This window comes from Citricoccus alkalitolerans, from assembly GCF_039528175.1.
Classification (GTDB): Bacteria; Actinomycetota; Actinomycetes; order Actinomycetales; family Micrococcaceae; genus Citricoccus; species Citricoccus alkalitolerans.
In genome coordinates this window covers 696,102-713,053 of the sequence record NZ_BAAALH010000002.1, presented here as the reverse complement: position 1 = coordinate 713,053, position 16,952 = coordinate 696,102, and the positions used below count along the sequence as shown (strand labels likewise).

Annotated in this window: 12 protein-coding genes; 8 read left to right on the top strand and 4 right to left on the bottom strand. The window is 67.5% G+C overall.

The window, feature by feature from the left end; translation table 11 throughout:
- Positions 1 to 49: 49 nt before the first annotated feature.
- Together ABD134_RS09150 and ABD134_RS09145 are read right to left on the bottom strand one after the other, a co-directional pair.
- On the bottom strand, positions 50 to 1,510 hold the full coding sequence (locus ABD134_RS09150) for a M18 family aminopeptidase (protein WP_344228809.1): 1,461 nt from the start codon (positions 1,508 to 1,510) through the stop codon (positions 50 to 52).
- 4 nt (positions 1,511 to 1,514) lie between these two features.
- Entirely contained in the window at positions 1,515 to 3,116 is a 1,602-nt protein-coding gene (locus tag ABD134_RS09145) for a glycosyltransferase family 87 protein (RefSeq protein ID WP_344228807.1), read from the bottom strand.
- A 258-nt stretch (positions 3,117 to 3,374) separates the two neighbouring features.
- On the opposite strand from ABD134_RS09145, the gene ABD134_RS09140 reads away from it, so the two are divergent.
- The 3 genes from ABD134_RS09140 to ABD134_RS09130 all read left to right on the top strand — a co-directional run bounded on the left by ABD134_RS09140 (position 3,375) and on the right by ABD134_RS09130 (position 7,098).
- On the top strand, positions 3,375 to 4,460 hold the full coding sequence (locus tag ABD134_RS09140; RefSeq protein ID WP_344228805.1) for an inositol-3-phosphate synthase: 1,086 nt from the start codon (positions 3,375 to 3,377) through the stop codon (positions 4,458 to 4,460).
- Positions 4,461 to 5,051: 591 nt separating this feature from the next.
- Positions 5,052 to 5,213, top strand: a complete 162-nt coding sequence (locus ABD134_RS09135; RefSeq protein ID WP_170144596.1) for a hypothetical protein — start codon at positions 5,052 to 5,054, stop codon at positions 5,211 to 5,213.
- A gap of 151 nt (positions 5,214 to 5,364) precedes the next feature.
- Positions 5,365 to 7,098: a formate--tetrahydrofolate ligase gene (locus ABD134_RS09130; protein WP_344228802.1), complete on the top strand. Its 1,734-nt coding sequence runs from the start codon at positions 5,365 to 5,367 to the stop codon at positions 7,096 to 7,098.
- 79 nt (positions 7,099 to 7,177) lie between these two features.
- On the opposite strand, the gene ABD134_RS09125 is transcribed toward ABD134_RS09130, so the two are convergent.
- A complete protein-coding gene (locus ABD134_RS09125; RefSeq protein ID WP_344228800.1) occupies positions 7,178 to 8,848 on the bottom strand; it encodes a tRNA nucleotidyltransferase/poly(A) polymerase-related protein in 1,671 nt (556 codons plus the stop codon).
- Positions 8,849 to 8,953: 105 nt separating this feature from the next.
- On the opposite strand from ABD134_RS09125, the gene ABD134_RS09120 reads away from it, so the two are divergent.
- The 5 genes from ABD134_RS09120 (at position 8,954) to trxA (ending at position 15,143) form a co-directional block, all read left to right on the top strand.
- Positions 8,954 to 9,547 carry an NUDIX hydrolase gene (locus tag ABD134_RS09120; RefSeq protein WP_344228798.1) on the top strand — a complete coding sequence of 198 codons (594 nt, stop codon included), beginning with the start codon at positions 8,954 to 8,956 and terminating at the stop codon, positions 9,545 to 9,547.
- Complete coding sequence (murJ, locus tag ABD134_RS09115; protein ID WP_344228796.1) at positions 9,544 to 11,457, top strand: murein biosynthesis integral membrane protein MurJ; 1,914 nt, start codon at positions 9,544 to 9,546, stop codon at positions 11,455 to 11,457. The genes ABD134_RS09120 and murJ overlap by 4 nt, the downstream gene beginning before the upstream one ends.
- Before the next feature lie 181 nt (positions 11,458 to 11,638).
- Positions 11,639 to 13,534, top strand: coding sequence for a hypothetical protein (locus ABD134_RS09110; RefSeq protein ID WP_344228794.1), 1,896 nt, complete (start codon positions 11,639 to 11,641; stop codon positions 13,532 to 13,534).
- A gap of 239 nt (positions 13,535 to 13,773) precedes the next feature.
- Entirely contained in the window at positions 13,774 to 14,748 is a 975-nt protein-coding gene (gene trxB, locus ABD134_RS09105; protein WP_344228792.1) for a thioredoxin-disulfide reductase, read from the top strand.
- Positions 14,749 to 14,819: 71 nt separating this feature from the next.
- A complete protein-coding gene (trxA, locus tag ABD134_RS09100) occupies positions 14,820 to 15,143 on the top strand; it encodes a thioredoxin (RefSeq protein WP_344228790.1) in 324 nt (107 codons plus the stop codon).
- Between the two features lie 108 nt (positions 15,144 to 15,251).
- Here trxA and ABD134_RS09095 read toward each other — a convergent pair whose 3' ends face one another.
- Positions 15,252 to 16,415 (bottom strand): ParB/RepB/Spo0J family partition protein, encoded by a 1,164-nt coding sequence (locus tag ABD134_RS09095; protein ID WP_344228788.1) that lies wholly within the window; start codon positions 16,413 to 16,415, stop codon positions 15,252 to 15,254.
- Between the last annotated feature and the right edge of the window lie 537 nt (positions 16,416 to 16,952).

Below are 16,952 nucleotides of genomic sequence, written 5' to 3'. Positions count from 1 at the left end.
GCACTGTGGACAACGCACCGCACTCCCGCCCGTGGTGCAGTGGTTCGGATCAGACGCCCTCGTAGAAGGCGGTGACAGCCCTGGCCAACCGTGCCGGGTCCTCGGTGCCGCACATCTCACGGGCGGAGTGCATGGACAACAGCCCGATGCCCACGTCCACGGTGCGGACGCCCAGCCGGGTCGCGGAGATCGGGCCGATGGTGGAACCGCACGGCACGCCGTTGTGGGACACGAACTCCTGGAACGGCACCCCGGCCACCCCGCACCAACGGGCGAAGGCGGCAGCCCCGGCGGCATCGGTGGAATAGCGCTGGATGGCGTTGATCTTCAGCAGCGGGCCGCCGTTGGGCCGGGGGTGGACCACCGGGTCATGCCGTTCGGCATAGTTGGGGTGGACCAGGTGCCCGGCATCTGCAGAGAGCAGCCAGGAGCCCGCCAAAGACCGCGCGGCTCCCTGGCCCGAGACACCGAGCGCGTCCAACACCCGGCGGAGCACGTCCTCCAACACGGGCCCGGCCGCACCGGAGCGGGACGCCGAGCCGAGCTCCTCGTGGTCGAAGGCGGCCAGCACCGGGATCACGGGTGCCCCGGCGTATTCACCGGCCACGCCGTCCGCCACCACCCCTCCCACGTTCTCAGGTGACGTGGGGTGGGAGTTTCCGTCCGGAACCCACCCCACGCCGCCTGGAAGTGAGCCGGGTCGGGCCGTGGAGGTGCTCAGGGACTCCAGCGCCACCAGCCCGGCGTGGACGGAGGAGAGGTTGTCCAACCGCCCGGAGGCGAAGAGTTCGCCGGAAGCTCCGAACACCCCGGGCGCCTGGGTATCGGCCATCACGACGTCGAAGCCGGCCACCGCGTCCGCCTCCAGCCCCGCGGTGCGTGCCAGGACGGCCAGGATGTCAGTCGGCAGGTCCGCGGTCCGTCCGCCGGTGTCTCCCCGCGCCACGGCGCCCCAGACGGGATTCAGGTGCTGCTGCCGGTCGAGCTTCAAGCCATTGTTGACCTCACGGTCCAAGTGGATGGCCAGTTGCGGAAACCGGGCGATCGGTCCGGTGCGGACCAGATGTTCCCGACCGTCCACGGTCACCATGCGGCCGGCGAAGCACAGTTCGCGGTCCAGCCAGGAATTCAGCAGGGGTCCGCCGTAGACCTCCACTCCGGCCTGCAGCCAGCCCTCGCGAGACGTGGACGGCTTCGGCTTGAGCTTGAAAGTCGGCGAATCGGTGTGCGCGCCGAGGATCCGGAACACCGGGGTGGAGGCGTTCTGGCCGGCGTCGGGAATCCTCCAGGCCATCACGGCACCGTCCCGGACCAGCACGTACCCGCCGGGCTCTGCCGGGAAGTCCGCTGCCTCGTTCAGGCGGACATATCCGGCGGCCTCCAGCCGGCGGGCCACTTCGGCGGCGGCGTGGTAACTCGAGGGACTGTCCATCACGAAGTCGGCCAGGTCCTGCAGGTACTCGGGCAGGTCCGGGGTCGGGCGGGGCGAGTCGGTGTCCGGTGCGGTCATGGCCCTACCGTACTGGGGCGTCGGCCTTGAGCAGCCAGGGGGCCCGGTCGGGGGCGTCATCGTAGAGTCCTCCCAACGGATCGTCCACGGGGAGCCGGCCGGCCTCGGAAGGGTCGAAGCCGAGCGATTCCAGCCGGGCAGCGGCCGCCACCCGCCCCTGGCCGGCGTTTCCAGTCCGCCAGATCCGCCCGCCGGGCAAGGAGGCCCGCACCGGGTCCTCCCAGGGATGCAGCATCTGCTTCACCACCCGGAACATCAGGTAGACGGTGGCGGCCATGTGGCCGAGGACGGCCAACACGTAGAACGTGTCGTCCAGGGAGTGCTGGACCTCGGAGCCGGAGGCACCCTTCGCGAGGTACATCCAGATGGCCCAGAAATGCAGGACCTCCAGGAACTGCCAGATCAGGAAGTCGCGCCAGCGCGGGGCGGCGAGCGCCGCCAGGGGGATGAGCCAGACGACGAACTGGGGCGAGTACACCTTGTTGCACAGCACGAACGCGGCCACGATCAGAAAGGCCAGGTGGGCCACCCGCGGCCGGTAACGGCACAGCACGCCCAGGGCGAAGATGGCACAGCAGCAGGCGGAGAAGGCTCCGTAGGCCAGCAGGGACAGCTGTTCGGCGTTGATGGTCGGCCCGCCGATCTTGCCCACGGTGACGTCCCACGCATGCCAGATCGAGCTCAGCCCTGGGCCACGCTCGCCGGAGAAGGTGAAGAACACACTCCACGCCTGGACGTTGCCGATCATCATCGGCAGGTTGACCGCCATCCAGGCCGCCACAGTACCCAGTGCGGCCCAGAGGAACGGCGCCCACTTCAGGGAGCGGACCGCCAGTATGAGCAAGGCGCCGAGGATCAGCAGCGGGTAGAGCTTCATGGCGGCACCGAGGCCGAAGAAGATCCCAGCCAACAGGGGCCTGCGGCCGCCGAACAGCCACATCCCCACCGCCAGCAGCGCGACTGCCCACAGGTCCCAGTTCACGGAACCGGCCAGGATGATGCCCGGGGCCACGGCCACCATGAGCGCGTCCCAGGGCCGCCGTCCGGCGGACTTGGCCGTGACCACCACGGTGACGATCCACAGCACCGCGGTGAACACGAAGTTCACGTCCCAGTAGGCCAGTGAGGGGTTGAGTTCCGAGAACGGCACCGTCTGGGAGATCACCGCCGCGATCGAGGCGACCACGGACATCAGCACCGGATACTCGAAGCTCGCCCCCGCGGCAAAGGGGGCGAAGGGGTCCTCCGCGAAGCCGCGTCCTCCGTAGAGTGCGGACCAGTCCGAGTAGCAGCCGGCGTAGTACACGGTGGGCTGACCCCAGCCGTTCAGCCGGCAGGGGGACTTCAACAGGACGGCGACGATCGCCGAGAGGGTGGTCAGCAGGATCAGGACCCGCATCGGGGTGAAGAACGTGCCCGTCATCCGCCCGGGGACGGTGTGCCGGCCGATCGGTCCACCGAGCAGCTCTCGCATCCTGCGCACCAGGCCGTCCGTGCGGGACGGGACGGAGGCCGGGAGCGGGCGGCCGGCGTCGTGACCGCCGGGGATGGTGGACGAGGCGGCCTCGGCCTTCCGCGGGCCGGGGGCCGGGGTGCGCACGCTCATGGGTCCCATCCTACGGAGGGCGGGACCGGTCTCCACAGGCAACTGGGAACGGCCGGGAACCGAGAACGGGAATAGCGAGGATCCCGGCACGGTTGGACACGATGCCGTCCACGGACGTCAACCGGCGTAAAGTGGATGAGGTTGTGCCGCGCCCACTCGGGTTGGCGGCACCCACCAGCGTTGAATCCCGTCATGCGGGACCCGGTCCGCCGCGCCCGGCGTGCGGCCCCAGGACCATCAGGACAACAAGGAGTACCGGTGTCTAAGAACCCGATTCGTGTGGCCATTGCGGGCGTGGGAAACTGCGCCACCTCGCTGATCCAGGGGGTGGAGTACTACCGAAATGCCTCCGTGGACGAGAAGGTCCCCGGACTCATGCACGTGAAGTTCGGTGACTATCACGTGGATGACCTCGAGTTCGTGGCTGCGTTCGACGTGGACGCCAAGAAGGTCGGCGTGGAGCTCTCCGAGGCCCTGACCGCCTCCGAGAACAACACCATCAAGATCGCCGACGTCCCCGCCACCCAGGTGACGGTGCAGCGCGGCCCGACGCTGGACGGTCTCGGCAAGTACTACCGCGAGACGATCGAGGAGTCGGACGCCGAGCCGGTCGACGTGGTCCAGATCCTCAAGGACACCCAGGCGGATGTCATCGTCTGCTACCTCCCGGTCGGCTCGGAGGAGGCGGCCAAGTTCTACGCACAGGCCGCCATCGACGCGAAGGTCGCCTTCGTCAACGCGCTGCCCGTCTTCATCGCGGGAACCCCGGCCTGGGCCGAGAAGTTCACCTCCGCCGGCGTGCCGATCGTGGGCGATGACATCAAGTCCCAGATCGGCGCCACCATCACCCACCGCGTGATGGCGAAGCTCTTCGAGGACCGCGGCGTCACCCTGGACCGCACCTACCAGTTGAACGTCGGCGGCAACATGGACTTCAAGAACATGCTCGAGCGGGAGCGCCTGGAGTCCAAGAAGGTCTCCAAGACGCAGGCCGTCACCTCCAACACCTCCGCGAAGCTCGGCGAGGATGACGTGCACATCGGCCCCTCGGACTACGTGTCCTGGCTGGACGACCGCAAGTGGGCCTTCGTCCGCCTCGAGGGCCGCAACTTCGGCGACGCCCCCGTCTCCCTCGAGTACAAGCTCGAGGTGTGGGATTCGCCGAACTCCGCCGGCGTGATCATCGACGCCGTCCGCGCGGCCAAGATCGCCCTGGACCGCGGCATCGGCGGGCCGATCCTCTCGGCCTCGTCCTACTTCATGAAGTCCCCGCCGGTCCAGCACCATGACGATGAGGCTCACGAGCTCGTCGAGGCCTTCATCCGCGGCGAGATCGAGCGCTAACCCCTCGCCCTTCAGCCCTCTGCATCAACTGGCGGTCGAGACCGCACCGTTTTCCGGCATTGAACCCGGAGAATCGGTGCGATCTCGACCGCCACCTTTTTCTGGTTGCTGAAACTACTCTCCAGTAGGGGTGTCGCACGCCACAGGTCCGGTGCTAGCCTCCAGTGGTGCCCTGATCCGTGAGGATTCGGCGCGCTTCCTTGTCGGCTATTCCGCTCTTCATCGGCGGACAGACTCATCTGAAGGAGGTGGGGAAATTGATGATTTATGGAAATGACTTTGAGAACGGTGGCTACACCGCGTCCGGCTTCCACCTGGCGCGGCCAGGAGTCGCCGCCATTCATCTGCCCAACCCCGCCTCCGCGTTGACGGCAACCAGCTGAGCTTCCCCTTCCCGTCCAGGAAGAACCGTAGAGCAGGACCCCCTTCCAGACCTGTCTGGTGGACGTCCCCTGAGCCGCTTGCCCATCGCTGAGGCCCCCGACCAAGGGAACCCCAGCCATGTCCATCCATCTCTCCGCACGGCTCTCCACACAGCACACCACCGATCCTGACCGGACCCCTTCAGTCGCGGGAAGGGGGTGACAGCACGTGAGTGAGCACTTCGATGACCACCGCGGCAAACGCCGGCGGTCCGGCAAGCAGCGTTTCGGGACCATCTTCCGCCCGGCACCCTTTCTGCCTGACCAGGAACGGTCCCCGAGCCGGGACGACATCCCGTTGCCGCCGGACTTCATCATCTTTCCCCGGTGACCAGCGTCCACCGACCCACATCTGGCGGTCGACGGATACCTCGGATCGGCCCCTGTGGCCGTTTCGACGTCTTCGGTCGGCCGCCAGTCTCGTGGCCGGTGTAGGGCAGGGCCCGTTCCCACTCCGCAATGCCTGTGCGAGGATCACCCCCATGAACGACGCCGAGATCTCCGCGGCCGCGACGCTCGAACCGGTGGCCGACGTGGCCCGCCGGGCCGGGATCCCCGCCGACGCGCTCATCCCCTACGGACACCACATGGCCAAGGTGGACACCCGCCGCCTTCCGGAGTCTCCCGCCACGCCCGGCAGGGTCGTTCTGGTCACCGGCATCAGCCCGACGCCGGCCGGTGAGGGCAAATCGACCGTCACCGTCGGCCTCACGGACGGCCTGAACCTCCTGGCGCAGGCCGAGGACGCGCCGGACTCATGGGCCGGCAAGACCGCGATCGCGGCCCTGCGTGAGCCCTCCCTCGGCCCCGTGTTCGGCATGAAGGGCGGCGCCACCGGCGGCGGGTACGCGCAGGTGGTGCCGATGGAGAACATCAACCTGCACTTCACGGGCGATTTCCATGCGATCACGTCAGCCCACAACCTGCTCTGCGCCCTCGTGGACAACCACCTGCACCGGGGCAATGCCCTCGGCCTCGATCCCCGCACCATCTCGATCAAGCGGGCACTGGACACGAACGACCGCGCACTGCGGGAGACCATCATCGGTCTCGGCGGTCGCTCCGAGGGGGTCCCCCGGGAGAACGGCTTCGAGATCACGGTGGCCACCGAGACCATGGCGGTGTTCTGCCTGGCCACCGACCTCGATGACCTCAAGGAGCGGTTGTCCCGCATGATCATCGGGAGGACCCGGGACCAGAAGCCGGTCACGGTCGGGGACCTGGGGCCGAACGGCGCGCAGGGAGCCATGGCGGTGTTGCTCAAGGACGCGCTCCGCCCCAACCTGGTGCAGACCCTGGGCGGTTCGGCCGCCTTCGTCCACGGCGGGCCGTTCGCCAACATCGCGCACGGGGCCAACTCCATCACCGCCACCAACACCGCCCGGAGGCTGTCCGACATGGTGGTCACCGAGGCCGGCTTCGGCGCGGACCTGGGCGGTCAGAAGTTCATGGACATCACCTCCGTTGCCGGGGGCTTCCCGCCGGCGGCCAGTGTCATCGTCGCCACGGTGCGGGCACTCAAACTCAACGGCGGGATGGCCCTGCAGGAGCTGGACCGGAACACCGGGGACGCGGCACAGCACCACCTCGCGGCCCTGGAGGCCGGCGTCGCGAACCTGGCCCGGCACATCGAGAACATGGCCGCCTATGGAGTGCCCGTGGTCGTCGCGATCAACCGCTTCCCGCAGGACACTGAGGCCGAACTGGACTGGCTCACCGCGTGGTGCGCGCGCCGGGGCGTGCCCGCAGCGGTGGCAGAGGTCTGGGCCCGCGGCGGGGCGGGCGCCCTGGACGTGGCCCGCCGTCTCCTCGAGGTCCTACCGTGCGAGGAGGCGGACTCCGGCTGGCATTCCCTCTGGACCGAGGACATGACGGTCGCGGACCGGATCGAGGCCGTCGTCACCCAGATCTACGGCGGATCCGCCGTGGAGTACGCACCCACCGCGGCCCGGCAGCTCGTCCAACTGGTCGAGGAGGGCTGGGACCACCTGCCCGTGTGCATGGCCAAGACCCAGTACTCGTTCACTGACGACCCGGCGGTGCTGGGGGCGCCCAGTGACTTCACCGTCCTGGTGCGTGAGCTCCTGCTGCGGCCGGGTGCCGGGTTCGTGGTCGCCCTGACCGGGGCGGTCATGACCATGCCCGGGCTGCCGAAGAAGCCGGCGGCCGACTCCATGGACGTGGACGCTGAGGGCAACGTCACCGGGCTGTTCTGACCTGTGCCCCGGAGTGACGAGCACGCTCGTCGGTGGATTCCTCGGCGCGCCTCGGCGTCCGTCGTGATCGCAACTCGGGTCAGTCCGACGACTCCGGCTGCTCTGCCCACCAGCGCAACAGCTCGGCCGTGGCCGTCTCCTCGTCGTGCGGCCCCTCGTCCAGGCGATACTCCAGCAGGTGCTTGTAGGCGCGCCCCACCACGGGCCCGGGCTTGATGCCGAGAATCTGCATGACCTGAGATCCGTCCAGGTCCGGGCGCACCGCCTGGAGCTCCTCCTTCTCGGCGATCTCCACCATGCGCCGTTCTAGGTCGTCATACGCGAACGCCAGCCGCTCGGCCTTCCGGCGGTTGCGCGTGGTGACGTCCGATCGGGTCAGGGCATGCAGTCGCGGCAGCACCGGGCCGGCGTCGTTGACATACCGACGGACAGCCGAATCGGTCCAGCCGGCATCGCCGTAACCGTAGAAGCGCATGTGCAGTTCCACCAGCCGCGCCACCGCCTTGATCGTGTCGTTGTCGAACTTCAACGCGCGCATCCGCTGCTTGACCAGCTTGGCCCCCACCACGTCATGGTGGCGGAAGGTGACCGCACCGCTCGGCTCGAAGCGCCGGGTCGCCGGCTTGCCGACGTCGTGCATCAACGCCGCGAAGCGCAGGATGAAGTCCGGTGCGGGAACATAGGTGCCCGACGGCGGCGCGAACCGTCCTGTTTCCGTCTCGCCATCGCTGGCCTCGGCTGCCTCGCCGGTCCCGACTGGACCGGCTGGCCCGGCACCCGGCGCCTCCGGGTGCTCCGCCGCCCACTGCTCCTCAAGCTCTGCGGGGTACTCATGGCCTATCGCCTGGTCCAGGACCGTCAGCGAGTGTTCGTAGACGTCCTTGTGTCGATGGTGCTCGTCGGTCTCCAACTTCAGGGCCGGCAGTTCGGGCAGTACGTGCTCGGCCAGGCCGGTGTCCACGAGCAGATTGAGGCCGGCCCGCGGATGGGAACCGTTGACCAGCTTGACCAGCTCGTCCCGGACGCGTTCTGCGGAGATGATCGTGATCCGCTCGGCCATCGCCGTCATGGCCTCCACCACGGACGGGTCCACGCCGATGCCCAGCTGGGAGGCGAACCGCGCAGCCCGCATCATCCGCAGCGGGTCATCGGAGAAGGAGTCCTCGGGCGTGCCGGGCGTACGAAGCCGTCCGGCCGCCAGGTCCTTGACCCCGCCGAAGGGGTCCACGAGTTCCAGGGAGGGCAGCCGGATGGCCATCGCATTGACGGTGAAATCGCGGCGCAGCAGGTCCTCGTCGAGGGAGTCCCCGAAGGCGACCTGCGGCTTGCGGGAGTCGCGGTCATACTTCTCGGCGCGGTACGTGGTGACCTCGAGTTGCCATCCACCCTTCGAGAAGCCGATGGTGCCGAATTTCCGGCCGATGTCCCAGTGCGCATCCGCCCATTTCCGGGCGATCCTCAGGGTGGTGTCCGGATCAGCATCGGTGGTGAAGTCCAGGTCCGGGGACACCCGGCCGAGGAACAGGTCCCGGACCGGGCCGCCCACCAGGGACAGCTCGTGCCCAGCGGCCTCGAACAGCCGGCCCAGTTCCAGCACCACGGGAGGAAGGCCGGCACCGGTCGGGAACCCCACGGGCAAGGCGACGAGGTCGGTTCGGCCAACGAGGTCAGCCAGGTCGGTGCCGGAGGGCTGGACGCCGGCGGTGACGGGCGTGCCGGGCGAAGGAGAGGAGGGGGCGGTGGGATTCATCGTGTGCTTAAGGGTGCCAGATCCGGGGGCCGGGTGAGGACAACCGGGGTGCGGACTCCGGTGTTGCCGGATGCGGTTCCGGTTCGGCCCGCTACAGTGGAATGCATGGCTCATCCCGTTCCGAGCGCCCCCAAGCGCACTCCGCTCACCGCATCGGTGGGCCGGCGTGTGCCCCGGCGCCCGGGACAACCGGGTACGCCCGGCGAGTCCGCGCAGGGCTCCCTGCCCACGGTGGAGGAGATCTCTGCCGGCGGACTGGTGGTGCGGAGGTTCGGGGGTCGGCTCGAGGTCGCCATCATCGCCCGCTACAACCGCGGCGGCCGGCTGGAGTGGTGCCTGCCCAAGGGCCATCCGGAGGGCGTCGAGAGTCACGGTGAGGCAGCCATCCGCGAGGTCGAGGAGGAGACCGGGATCGCCGGGGACATCCTGGCGTCGCTCGGATCCATCGACTACTGGTTCACCGTGTCTAGCCACCGCGTGCACAAGACCGTGCACCACTACCTGCTGCAGGCCACGGGGGGCGAACTGACCACGGAGAACGACCCGGACCATGAGGCCGTTGACGTCGCCTGGGTCGGCCTGGACGTGCTCAACGCCAAGCTGTCCTTCCCCAATGAGCGGCGGATCGTGGACCTCGCGCGGGACGTGCTCCCCGACTATGAGGACAGGTTCCAGGACCTGTCGGACTCCGAGCGGTGAAGAACACCCCCACCACGACGCCGGACACCCCGGACCGCGGCGATTCCCTCGGTCCGCGGCGCCCCGGCAAGGTGCCCCCACGTGGTCCCGGGAACACCGCCCGTCCTCCTGCTCCGGTTCCCGCCCCTGACCCCGCTCCAGTCTCCGCGTCTGACCCCGGTTCCGCCTCGGCCTCCGTCACACCCTCCGCAACTGCCTCCTCCGAGGCGGACAACACGGCGAAGTCCAGTGCCATCATGGCCGCAGGCACCCTGGTGTCCCGCATCCTCGGCTTCGTCCGCACGGCCCTGCTCACGGTGGCCATCGGTTCCACCGCCATGGCCGCGGACATCTTCGAGTCCGCGAACACGATCCCGAACATCATCTACATGCTGCTGGCCGGCGGTGTGTTCAACGTGGTGCTGGTCCCACAGCTCATCAAGGCGGCGAAGAAGCCGGACAAGGGCTCCGACTACACCTCGCGGCTGATCACCCTCGCGATGATCGTCATGGCCGCGGCCACCCTGGCCATCACACTCGCGGCCGCCCCCATCATGGTGGCGCTGACCAGCAACTGGTCCCCGGCGATGCTGGCCCTGGGCACGGCGTTCGCGCTCTGGACCTTCCCGCAAATCTTCTTCTACGGCGTGTACGCGGTGCTGGGGCAGGTCCTCAACGCCAACGGCCGTTTCGGCGCCTACATGTGGGCCCCGGTGGCCAACAACGTGGTGGCGATCGGTGTCATCGGCCTCTACCTCGCGATGTTCGGCTCCTACCAGGCCGGTGGCGATCAACTGGCGGAGTGGACCACTGGCCAGACGGTCCTCCTGGCCGGTGGACACACCCTGGGGATCGTGGTCCAGGCCCTCGTGCTGTTCGTCCCGCTGAGCCGGCTCGGGCTGGGGCTGAAGCCGAAGTTCGGCTGGAAGGGCATGGGGCTGCGGTCCACGGGCAAGCTCGCCGGGTACACCCTCGTGACCATGATGGCCGGAAACGTCGTCAATCTGCTGGTTGCCCGCCTGGTCTCCGGGGCCACGGAGGCCCGTGCCTCCCTGGGTGAGGCCAGCGGGTCCGGCGGGCCGTTCGAAGGGCTGGACCCCGCCGTCGTCGAGGCCTCGATTCCCGGGCTCATGGCGCTGAACATCGCCCAGCTGATCACCGTGCTGCCACACTCGGTGTTCGTCCTGTCCCTGGCCACCGTGCTGTTCAACCAGCTCGCGCGGTCGCTGCACCGGGACGATGTCCCCGAGGCCCTGGCCACCATCAGCCGGGGCCTGCGGAACTTCGCGGTCCCGATGATGTTCTCCACCGTCGTGGTGCTGGTCCTGGCCGGGCCCCTGGGACGCGTCTTCGCCGGTTCCTCGGAGACCGCCGCGGCGTCCGCCGTGGCCATCGGGCAGCTCCTCATCCTGCTGGCGCTGGGCATGCCGTTCCGTTCGGCCCACATCTACCTCATGCGCCTGTTCTACGCGGCCGAGAACGCGCGGATCCCGATGCTGGTGCAGGTCGGGACCGCGGCGTTCACGCTGATCATCGCCTACGTGGCCTCGATCTTCATGCCCAGCTGGGCCATGGCCTACCTCATGGTCTCCGTGTTCACCCTCCTGCACGTGGCCCAGTTCGTCGCCGCCCACGTGCTGGTGCGTCGACACTACGGGGACTACGGCGCCGGCGAGGTCCTGGACGCCTATCTGCGCACCGGCGTGGCCTCCGTCGTCTCCGGCGTGGCTGGCGCGCTGGTGCTGTGGCTGATCGGCGGGTACTCCGGCGGGTTCCCCTGGTCCACGATCATCACCGCCTTGGTGAGCTGCGCCGTCGTCGGGTTGGTCATGTTGGTGGTGTACTTCGTGATGCTGCGCGCCATGCGGCTGCCCGAGCTGGCCGAGTTCCTGGGGCCGCTGGCCCGGCGAATCCCCGGGTTGGCCCGGTAATTTCCTGCCCTGCCGTCCGGCGGTTCACCGCGCGCCAACCCGCCGTCGGCCGTAGCATGGACCCGACCGCACCCGGGTCCGCCGTGGCCGGCCACTGCCCGCAGTGGCACCAGAGGCACCCCCGTCCACCTGGACGGCCATACCCAACCGTTGGCCCGGGCCACCGACCTGGAGGAACACCGTGCCGCAGCCCATTGAAGAGGGAATGGTCCTCGGAGGCCGATACCTCGTCACCGGACATGTGCTGACGTCAGCCGACCAGGACATGGTGCTGGAAGGCCGCGACCAAGTCCTGAACCGTGATGTCTCCATCCTGGTCGCCTCCTCCTCGCATGCCTCCCAAGTGGCCGCTTCCGCCCGCGAACTCGCCACCGGTGAGCGGCAGGGCACCATCCAGGTCCTCGACCTCGGCCTCAGCGAGGGCCGCACCTACCTGATCGCCGGCGGCAACCCGGCGCCCGAGGACCTGCTGGACATGACCCGCGAGCAGCAGGTCTACGTGGAGCCCTTCTACACGGACACCCTCGGCTCGGAGATCTTCGGCGAGGCGCGCACCTACGAGCCGCAGGTCTACGAGGATGACGAGGAGTACTACGAGGAGCTGGATGACGGCTATACCGGGCCGGAGACGGAGACACGCCGCCCCAAGTTCCTGCGAGGCATCTCCGACCGCCTGAGCCAGCGGCTCGGCTCGGATGACGCCGCCAAGGACGCCGTGGACGGCAGGACTGCTGCTGGTGCAGTGGGTGCCGGTGCTGCTGCCGACCCTGCGGCGACGAGGAACGTCCAGGAGCACGACGACGGCGCTCGGCACGAGCACGATCCGTACCGTTCCGCGGTGCTCCGCACCGATGAGACACCCCTGCCGGAGACGGTCAGTGATGCCGACTGGACCGGCGCCCACGACGAGGTCACCGTGACCGACTCGGCTGCCGACCGGAACGCTGCTGCGACCTCCGCGTCCCCCGTGGTGGAGTCCCCCTCCGATGAGGGAAGCGACGAACCGTCCCGAGATGCCTCCGACCTCGGCCCCTCCGAGGACACAGGCGAGGTGACGGGCGAGACCCTCACGGCCGCCGTCGCCTCGCCGGCCATCGGCCGGCACAGCCCCAAGCCGGGGCGGGACCCGCACCGGCGCGGCGCTGAGCGCCCCAAGGTGACGCTCTGGGACGACGGCCCCTACGAACCCTCCCGCGACGATCAAGCCGGTGCGGCCGATCAGCCCCACTCCGACGAGCGCCGCGGGGCCGGTGTACTCGGGGCCGGCGTCGTTGGCGCTGGGTTGGCTGCCGGCGCTGGCTCTGTTGGGGCCGGCGGAGGCTCCCGTGGTGGATCGGCAGGCGGCCCTGGCCATCATCCGGACGTTGACCACGGCGACGACTATGACTATCCCGAGTTCGACGACTACGAGGAGCACGACGAGGACGACAAGCCGCGGGGCGCCCGCTGGCTGGTCGGCGGAATCCTGGTCCTGCTGCTCATCCTCGGATCGGTGTTCGCCTTCAACATCCTGGACAACAATCGCAATCCGGAGGCGGGTGGGGGCGACTCCAGCACTCCGGGGTCCTCGCCGGCCGAGTCCTCTCAACAGCCGACCCAGGACTCACAACTGCCGGAACCGGCCATCGTCTCGGCCACCCGCGTGGTTCCGGACGACAACGGCCTCAGTGCGGAGACGGACTCCACCCTTCCCAATGCCATCGACGGCAATCCCGCCACGGCCTGGCAGACCTACACCTTCGCCCAGCCGGCCTTCGGCGGTTACGCCTCCAACATGGCCCTGGTGATCGAGCTGGAGGAACCCAGCGCCGTCTCCCAGGTGGACATCACCCAGAACAACGGCAGCGGCGGATCGTTCTCGGTGCTGCTGAGCGATACCCCGGAGATCGACGACGCCCGGCAGATTGCCGAGGGCTCCCTCACAGGGCCCGAGGTCAGCGTGCCGATCCCCGCCGAGGACGGCAGTACCGCGGAGGCACAGTACGTGATCATCAACTTCACTGAACTGCCCGAGCTCTCCAATGCCACGTCCAACCGGCCCTACGGCCTGAGGATCGCCGAGGTCGAGGTCAACTGACCAGGGGCTGTGGACCGGGTGCGCCACCTCCGCTGGGCGGAAGACGCGCCTCTGCGCCCGGCGGACCCCGCCTAGGATGGTGGAGGCGATAGCCAGGCTGTCCCCAGGCCTTTCAGGTGACGAGGGGCCGTCGAGGTCATGCCAGGACATCTGCTGGACGGGAACAGGCATGGAATAGGTTTCTGCCGGGGGATGTTCCACCGTTAACAGTTCCAGTTGCCTACCCTGAAGGAATCACCGTGACCGAGGCTCCAGAGTCCACCGACGTCGTCCGGGACGTCGTCATCATCGGATCGGGCCCGGCGGGCTACACCGCCGCCATCTACGCTGCACGCGCGAACCTGAATCCTCTTGTGGTCGCCGGGTCAGTGACCGCCGGCGGTGAGTTGATGAACACCACCGATGTGGAGAACTTCCCCGGCTTCCCCGAGGGCATCCTCGGTCCGGAACTGATGGGCCACCTCGAACAGCAGGCCACCCGGTTCGGCGCTGAAGTCCAGTATGAGGATGTCGTGGCGGTGGACCTGAAGGCCTCTCCGAAGGTCGTCACTCTCGGCAACGGCACTGAGTACCGGGCCCACGCGGTGGTCCTGTCCACAGGGTCCGCCTACCGGGAACTCGGCGTGGAAGGTGAGAAGCGCTTCTCCGGCCATGGCGTGAGCTGGTGCGCCACGTGTGACGGATTCTTCTTCCGCGACCAGAACATCGCCGTTGTGGGCGGTGGCGACTCCGCCATGGAGGAGGCACTATTCCTCACCAAGTTCGCGTCCAAGGTCACCGTGATCCACCGTCGTGATGACCTGCGTGCCTCGAAGACCATGGCTGACCGGGCCTTGGCCCACGAGAAGATCGAGTTCATCTGGGACACCGAGGTCACCGGCCTCGACGGCGAGGAGAAGCTCAAGACCCTGCACCTGCGCAATCTGAAGTCCGGTGAGGAGTCCACCCTGGACGTCACGGGACTGTTCGTGGCCATCGGATCGGATCCCCGAACCGACCTCGTCAAGGACCAGGTCGAGCTCAATGCCGACGGCACGGTCCGGATCGACCACCCCAGCACCCGCACGTCGCTTCCCGGAGTCTTCGCGGCCGGAGATGTCACCGACCCGACCTATCGCCAGGCCATCACCGCCGCCGGCAGTGGATGCGTCGCCGCCCAGGACGTCGAGCATTACCTTGCGGACGTCAAGGAACTGGTCGCGGCAGCCGTCTAGGGCTCCGGACCACACAGACCTGAATACCGGCCCCCTGCCGGCATTCCAGACCAACCCCACCAGGAGGAACCATGAGCACCATTGACGTCACCGACCAGGACTTCCAGGAGAAGGTCCTGAACTCGGACAAGCCCGTCATCGTCGACTTCTGGGCAGAATGGTGCGGCCCCTGCCGCATGCTGAGCCCCATCCTCGAAGAGATGGCAACCGAGCACGCTGACAAGATCACCGTGGCCAAGCTCAACGTCGATGACAACCCCCAGGCAGCCGCCAACTACGGCATCACCAGCATTCCCGCGGTGATGGTCTTCCAGGGGGGCGAAAAGGTCGCCACTTCCATCGGCGCCAAGCCCAAGCAGGTGCTGGAGACGGAGTTCGCGGAGTACCTCAAGTGAACATTAGCCACTGACGTACGTGGCTAGAAGGGTCCCGATCTGACAGAATCGGGGCCCTTCTGCTATTAGGACCTTGTCTAGGTCGATTGTGTCACTGTCTAACCGGCTTTAGCCACGTGCACCGTTGGTGCCAGATTGATCGATCAGGTCCATAATCCTGTTGAGGTCGTCCACCGATGCGAAGTCGATGGCAATCTTTCCCTTACGGGCTCCCAGAGTGATCTTCACCGTGGTGTCCAGACGATCCGTCAAGGTGTTCGCCAGATAGTCCAATCGTTCATGCCGATCACTCCTCGGAGCGCGGCTCTTCGGCTTCACCTGGCGGACGCCATCCTGCAGTGAGACGAGCTCCTCCGTCGCCCGAACCGATAGCCCTTCCGATACCACCTTCTGCGCCAGGCGTTCCATGTCGGCCGGGTCGACCAGGGCCAGGAGCGCACGAGCGTGACCTGCGGAAAGGACACCGGACGCGACCCGGCGCTGCACCAACGGGGGCAGCTTCAGCAGCCTCAGGGTGTTCGTGATCTGCGGCCGGGACCGCCCGATGCGGGAGGAAAGTTCCTCCTGGGTACAGTTGAAGTCCTCCAGGAGCTGCTCGTAGGCGGCAGCCTCCTCGAGGGGATTCAGCTGACTCCGGTGCAGGTTCTCCAAGAGGGCGTCCCTCAGCAGGTCCGTGTCCGCCGTATGCCGCACAATGGCGGGAATCTCGGCCAGACCTGCGCGTTGAGACGCACGCCAGCGACGTTCGCCCATGACGAGTTCAAACGGAGAGGGCCCTTCAACGGGTCGCACCACAATGGGCTGGAGGACTCCCACCTCGGCGATGGACGCCACCAACTCGTCCATGTCATCCTCGTCGAACACCTCACGAGGCTGACGGGGATTGGGATGGATGTCGCCCGTCGGGATCGTTCGCAGCTCTGCATCGCCAACGGCCCCATGGTGACGGACCTGCGGCCGGACCTGATCGCGATCACCTGTCTCGGCCTCCGATCCGGTGCCCTTGAACTCAAGCTTTTCCGGTTGTTCCGCCTGTGCGTATCGTTCTGAGGGAGCGGCCTCCGTTGTAACGCCCGAGATGCCAACGGATTTCACGCCCGGCATCGTGGGCCGCGATTTCCCCTTCCGACCGGCCGTCGCCACATCGCTCACGTCGGTCGCCCCTGGGGCAGGTGACAGACCAGACGCATCATCCGCAGTGACAGTCCGTCGATCAGGGAAGAAGACGTCGACCGGACGTCGTGTTTCACGTGCAACCGGAGCGCGAGCCACATCGGGATGACGAGCTCCGAGATATCGACTCGCGAGGTCGGTCTGACCGGGATGATCGCTGGCTTCCGGACCAGCAGAGGCTGGCTCACGGGAGGCCGGCTCCGATGTCGTGCCAACACCCTCAGGAGCACCCGAGGCGACAGCCGATTCCGAAGACTGCGTGCTCGAATCCCTACGTTCGCCCCCCCGAGGAGCTTCTTGCTTCGTCTGTCCAGCTTCGACTGGTTCGGAAGCGTTTGAGTCTACTGTTCCAGGGTGATCCTGTGGATCATCGTGGGCCAGATCCGGAGCGGCGGCTTCTTCGGAGCTCGTGTTCTGAATCAGTGCCTCTAGTCCCCTACCAAGACCCCGTCGGTTCTTCTTCACGCATACTCCTTAGATCGCGCCCAGCATCGGTTTCCAGTCTACTGCTGTTTCACGTGAAACCGGATTCTGCGTTGTTGTCGCGTCGACCAATGCCGTGTCACATTCGGGATGAGACTGTGTGGGCTCGTGTCACATTGTCTATCTAAATCACGGGCCTATAGTTGAGTCCGC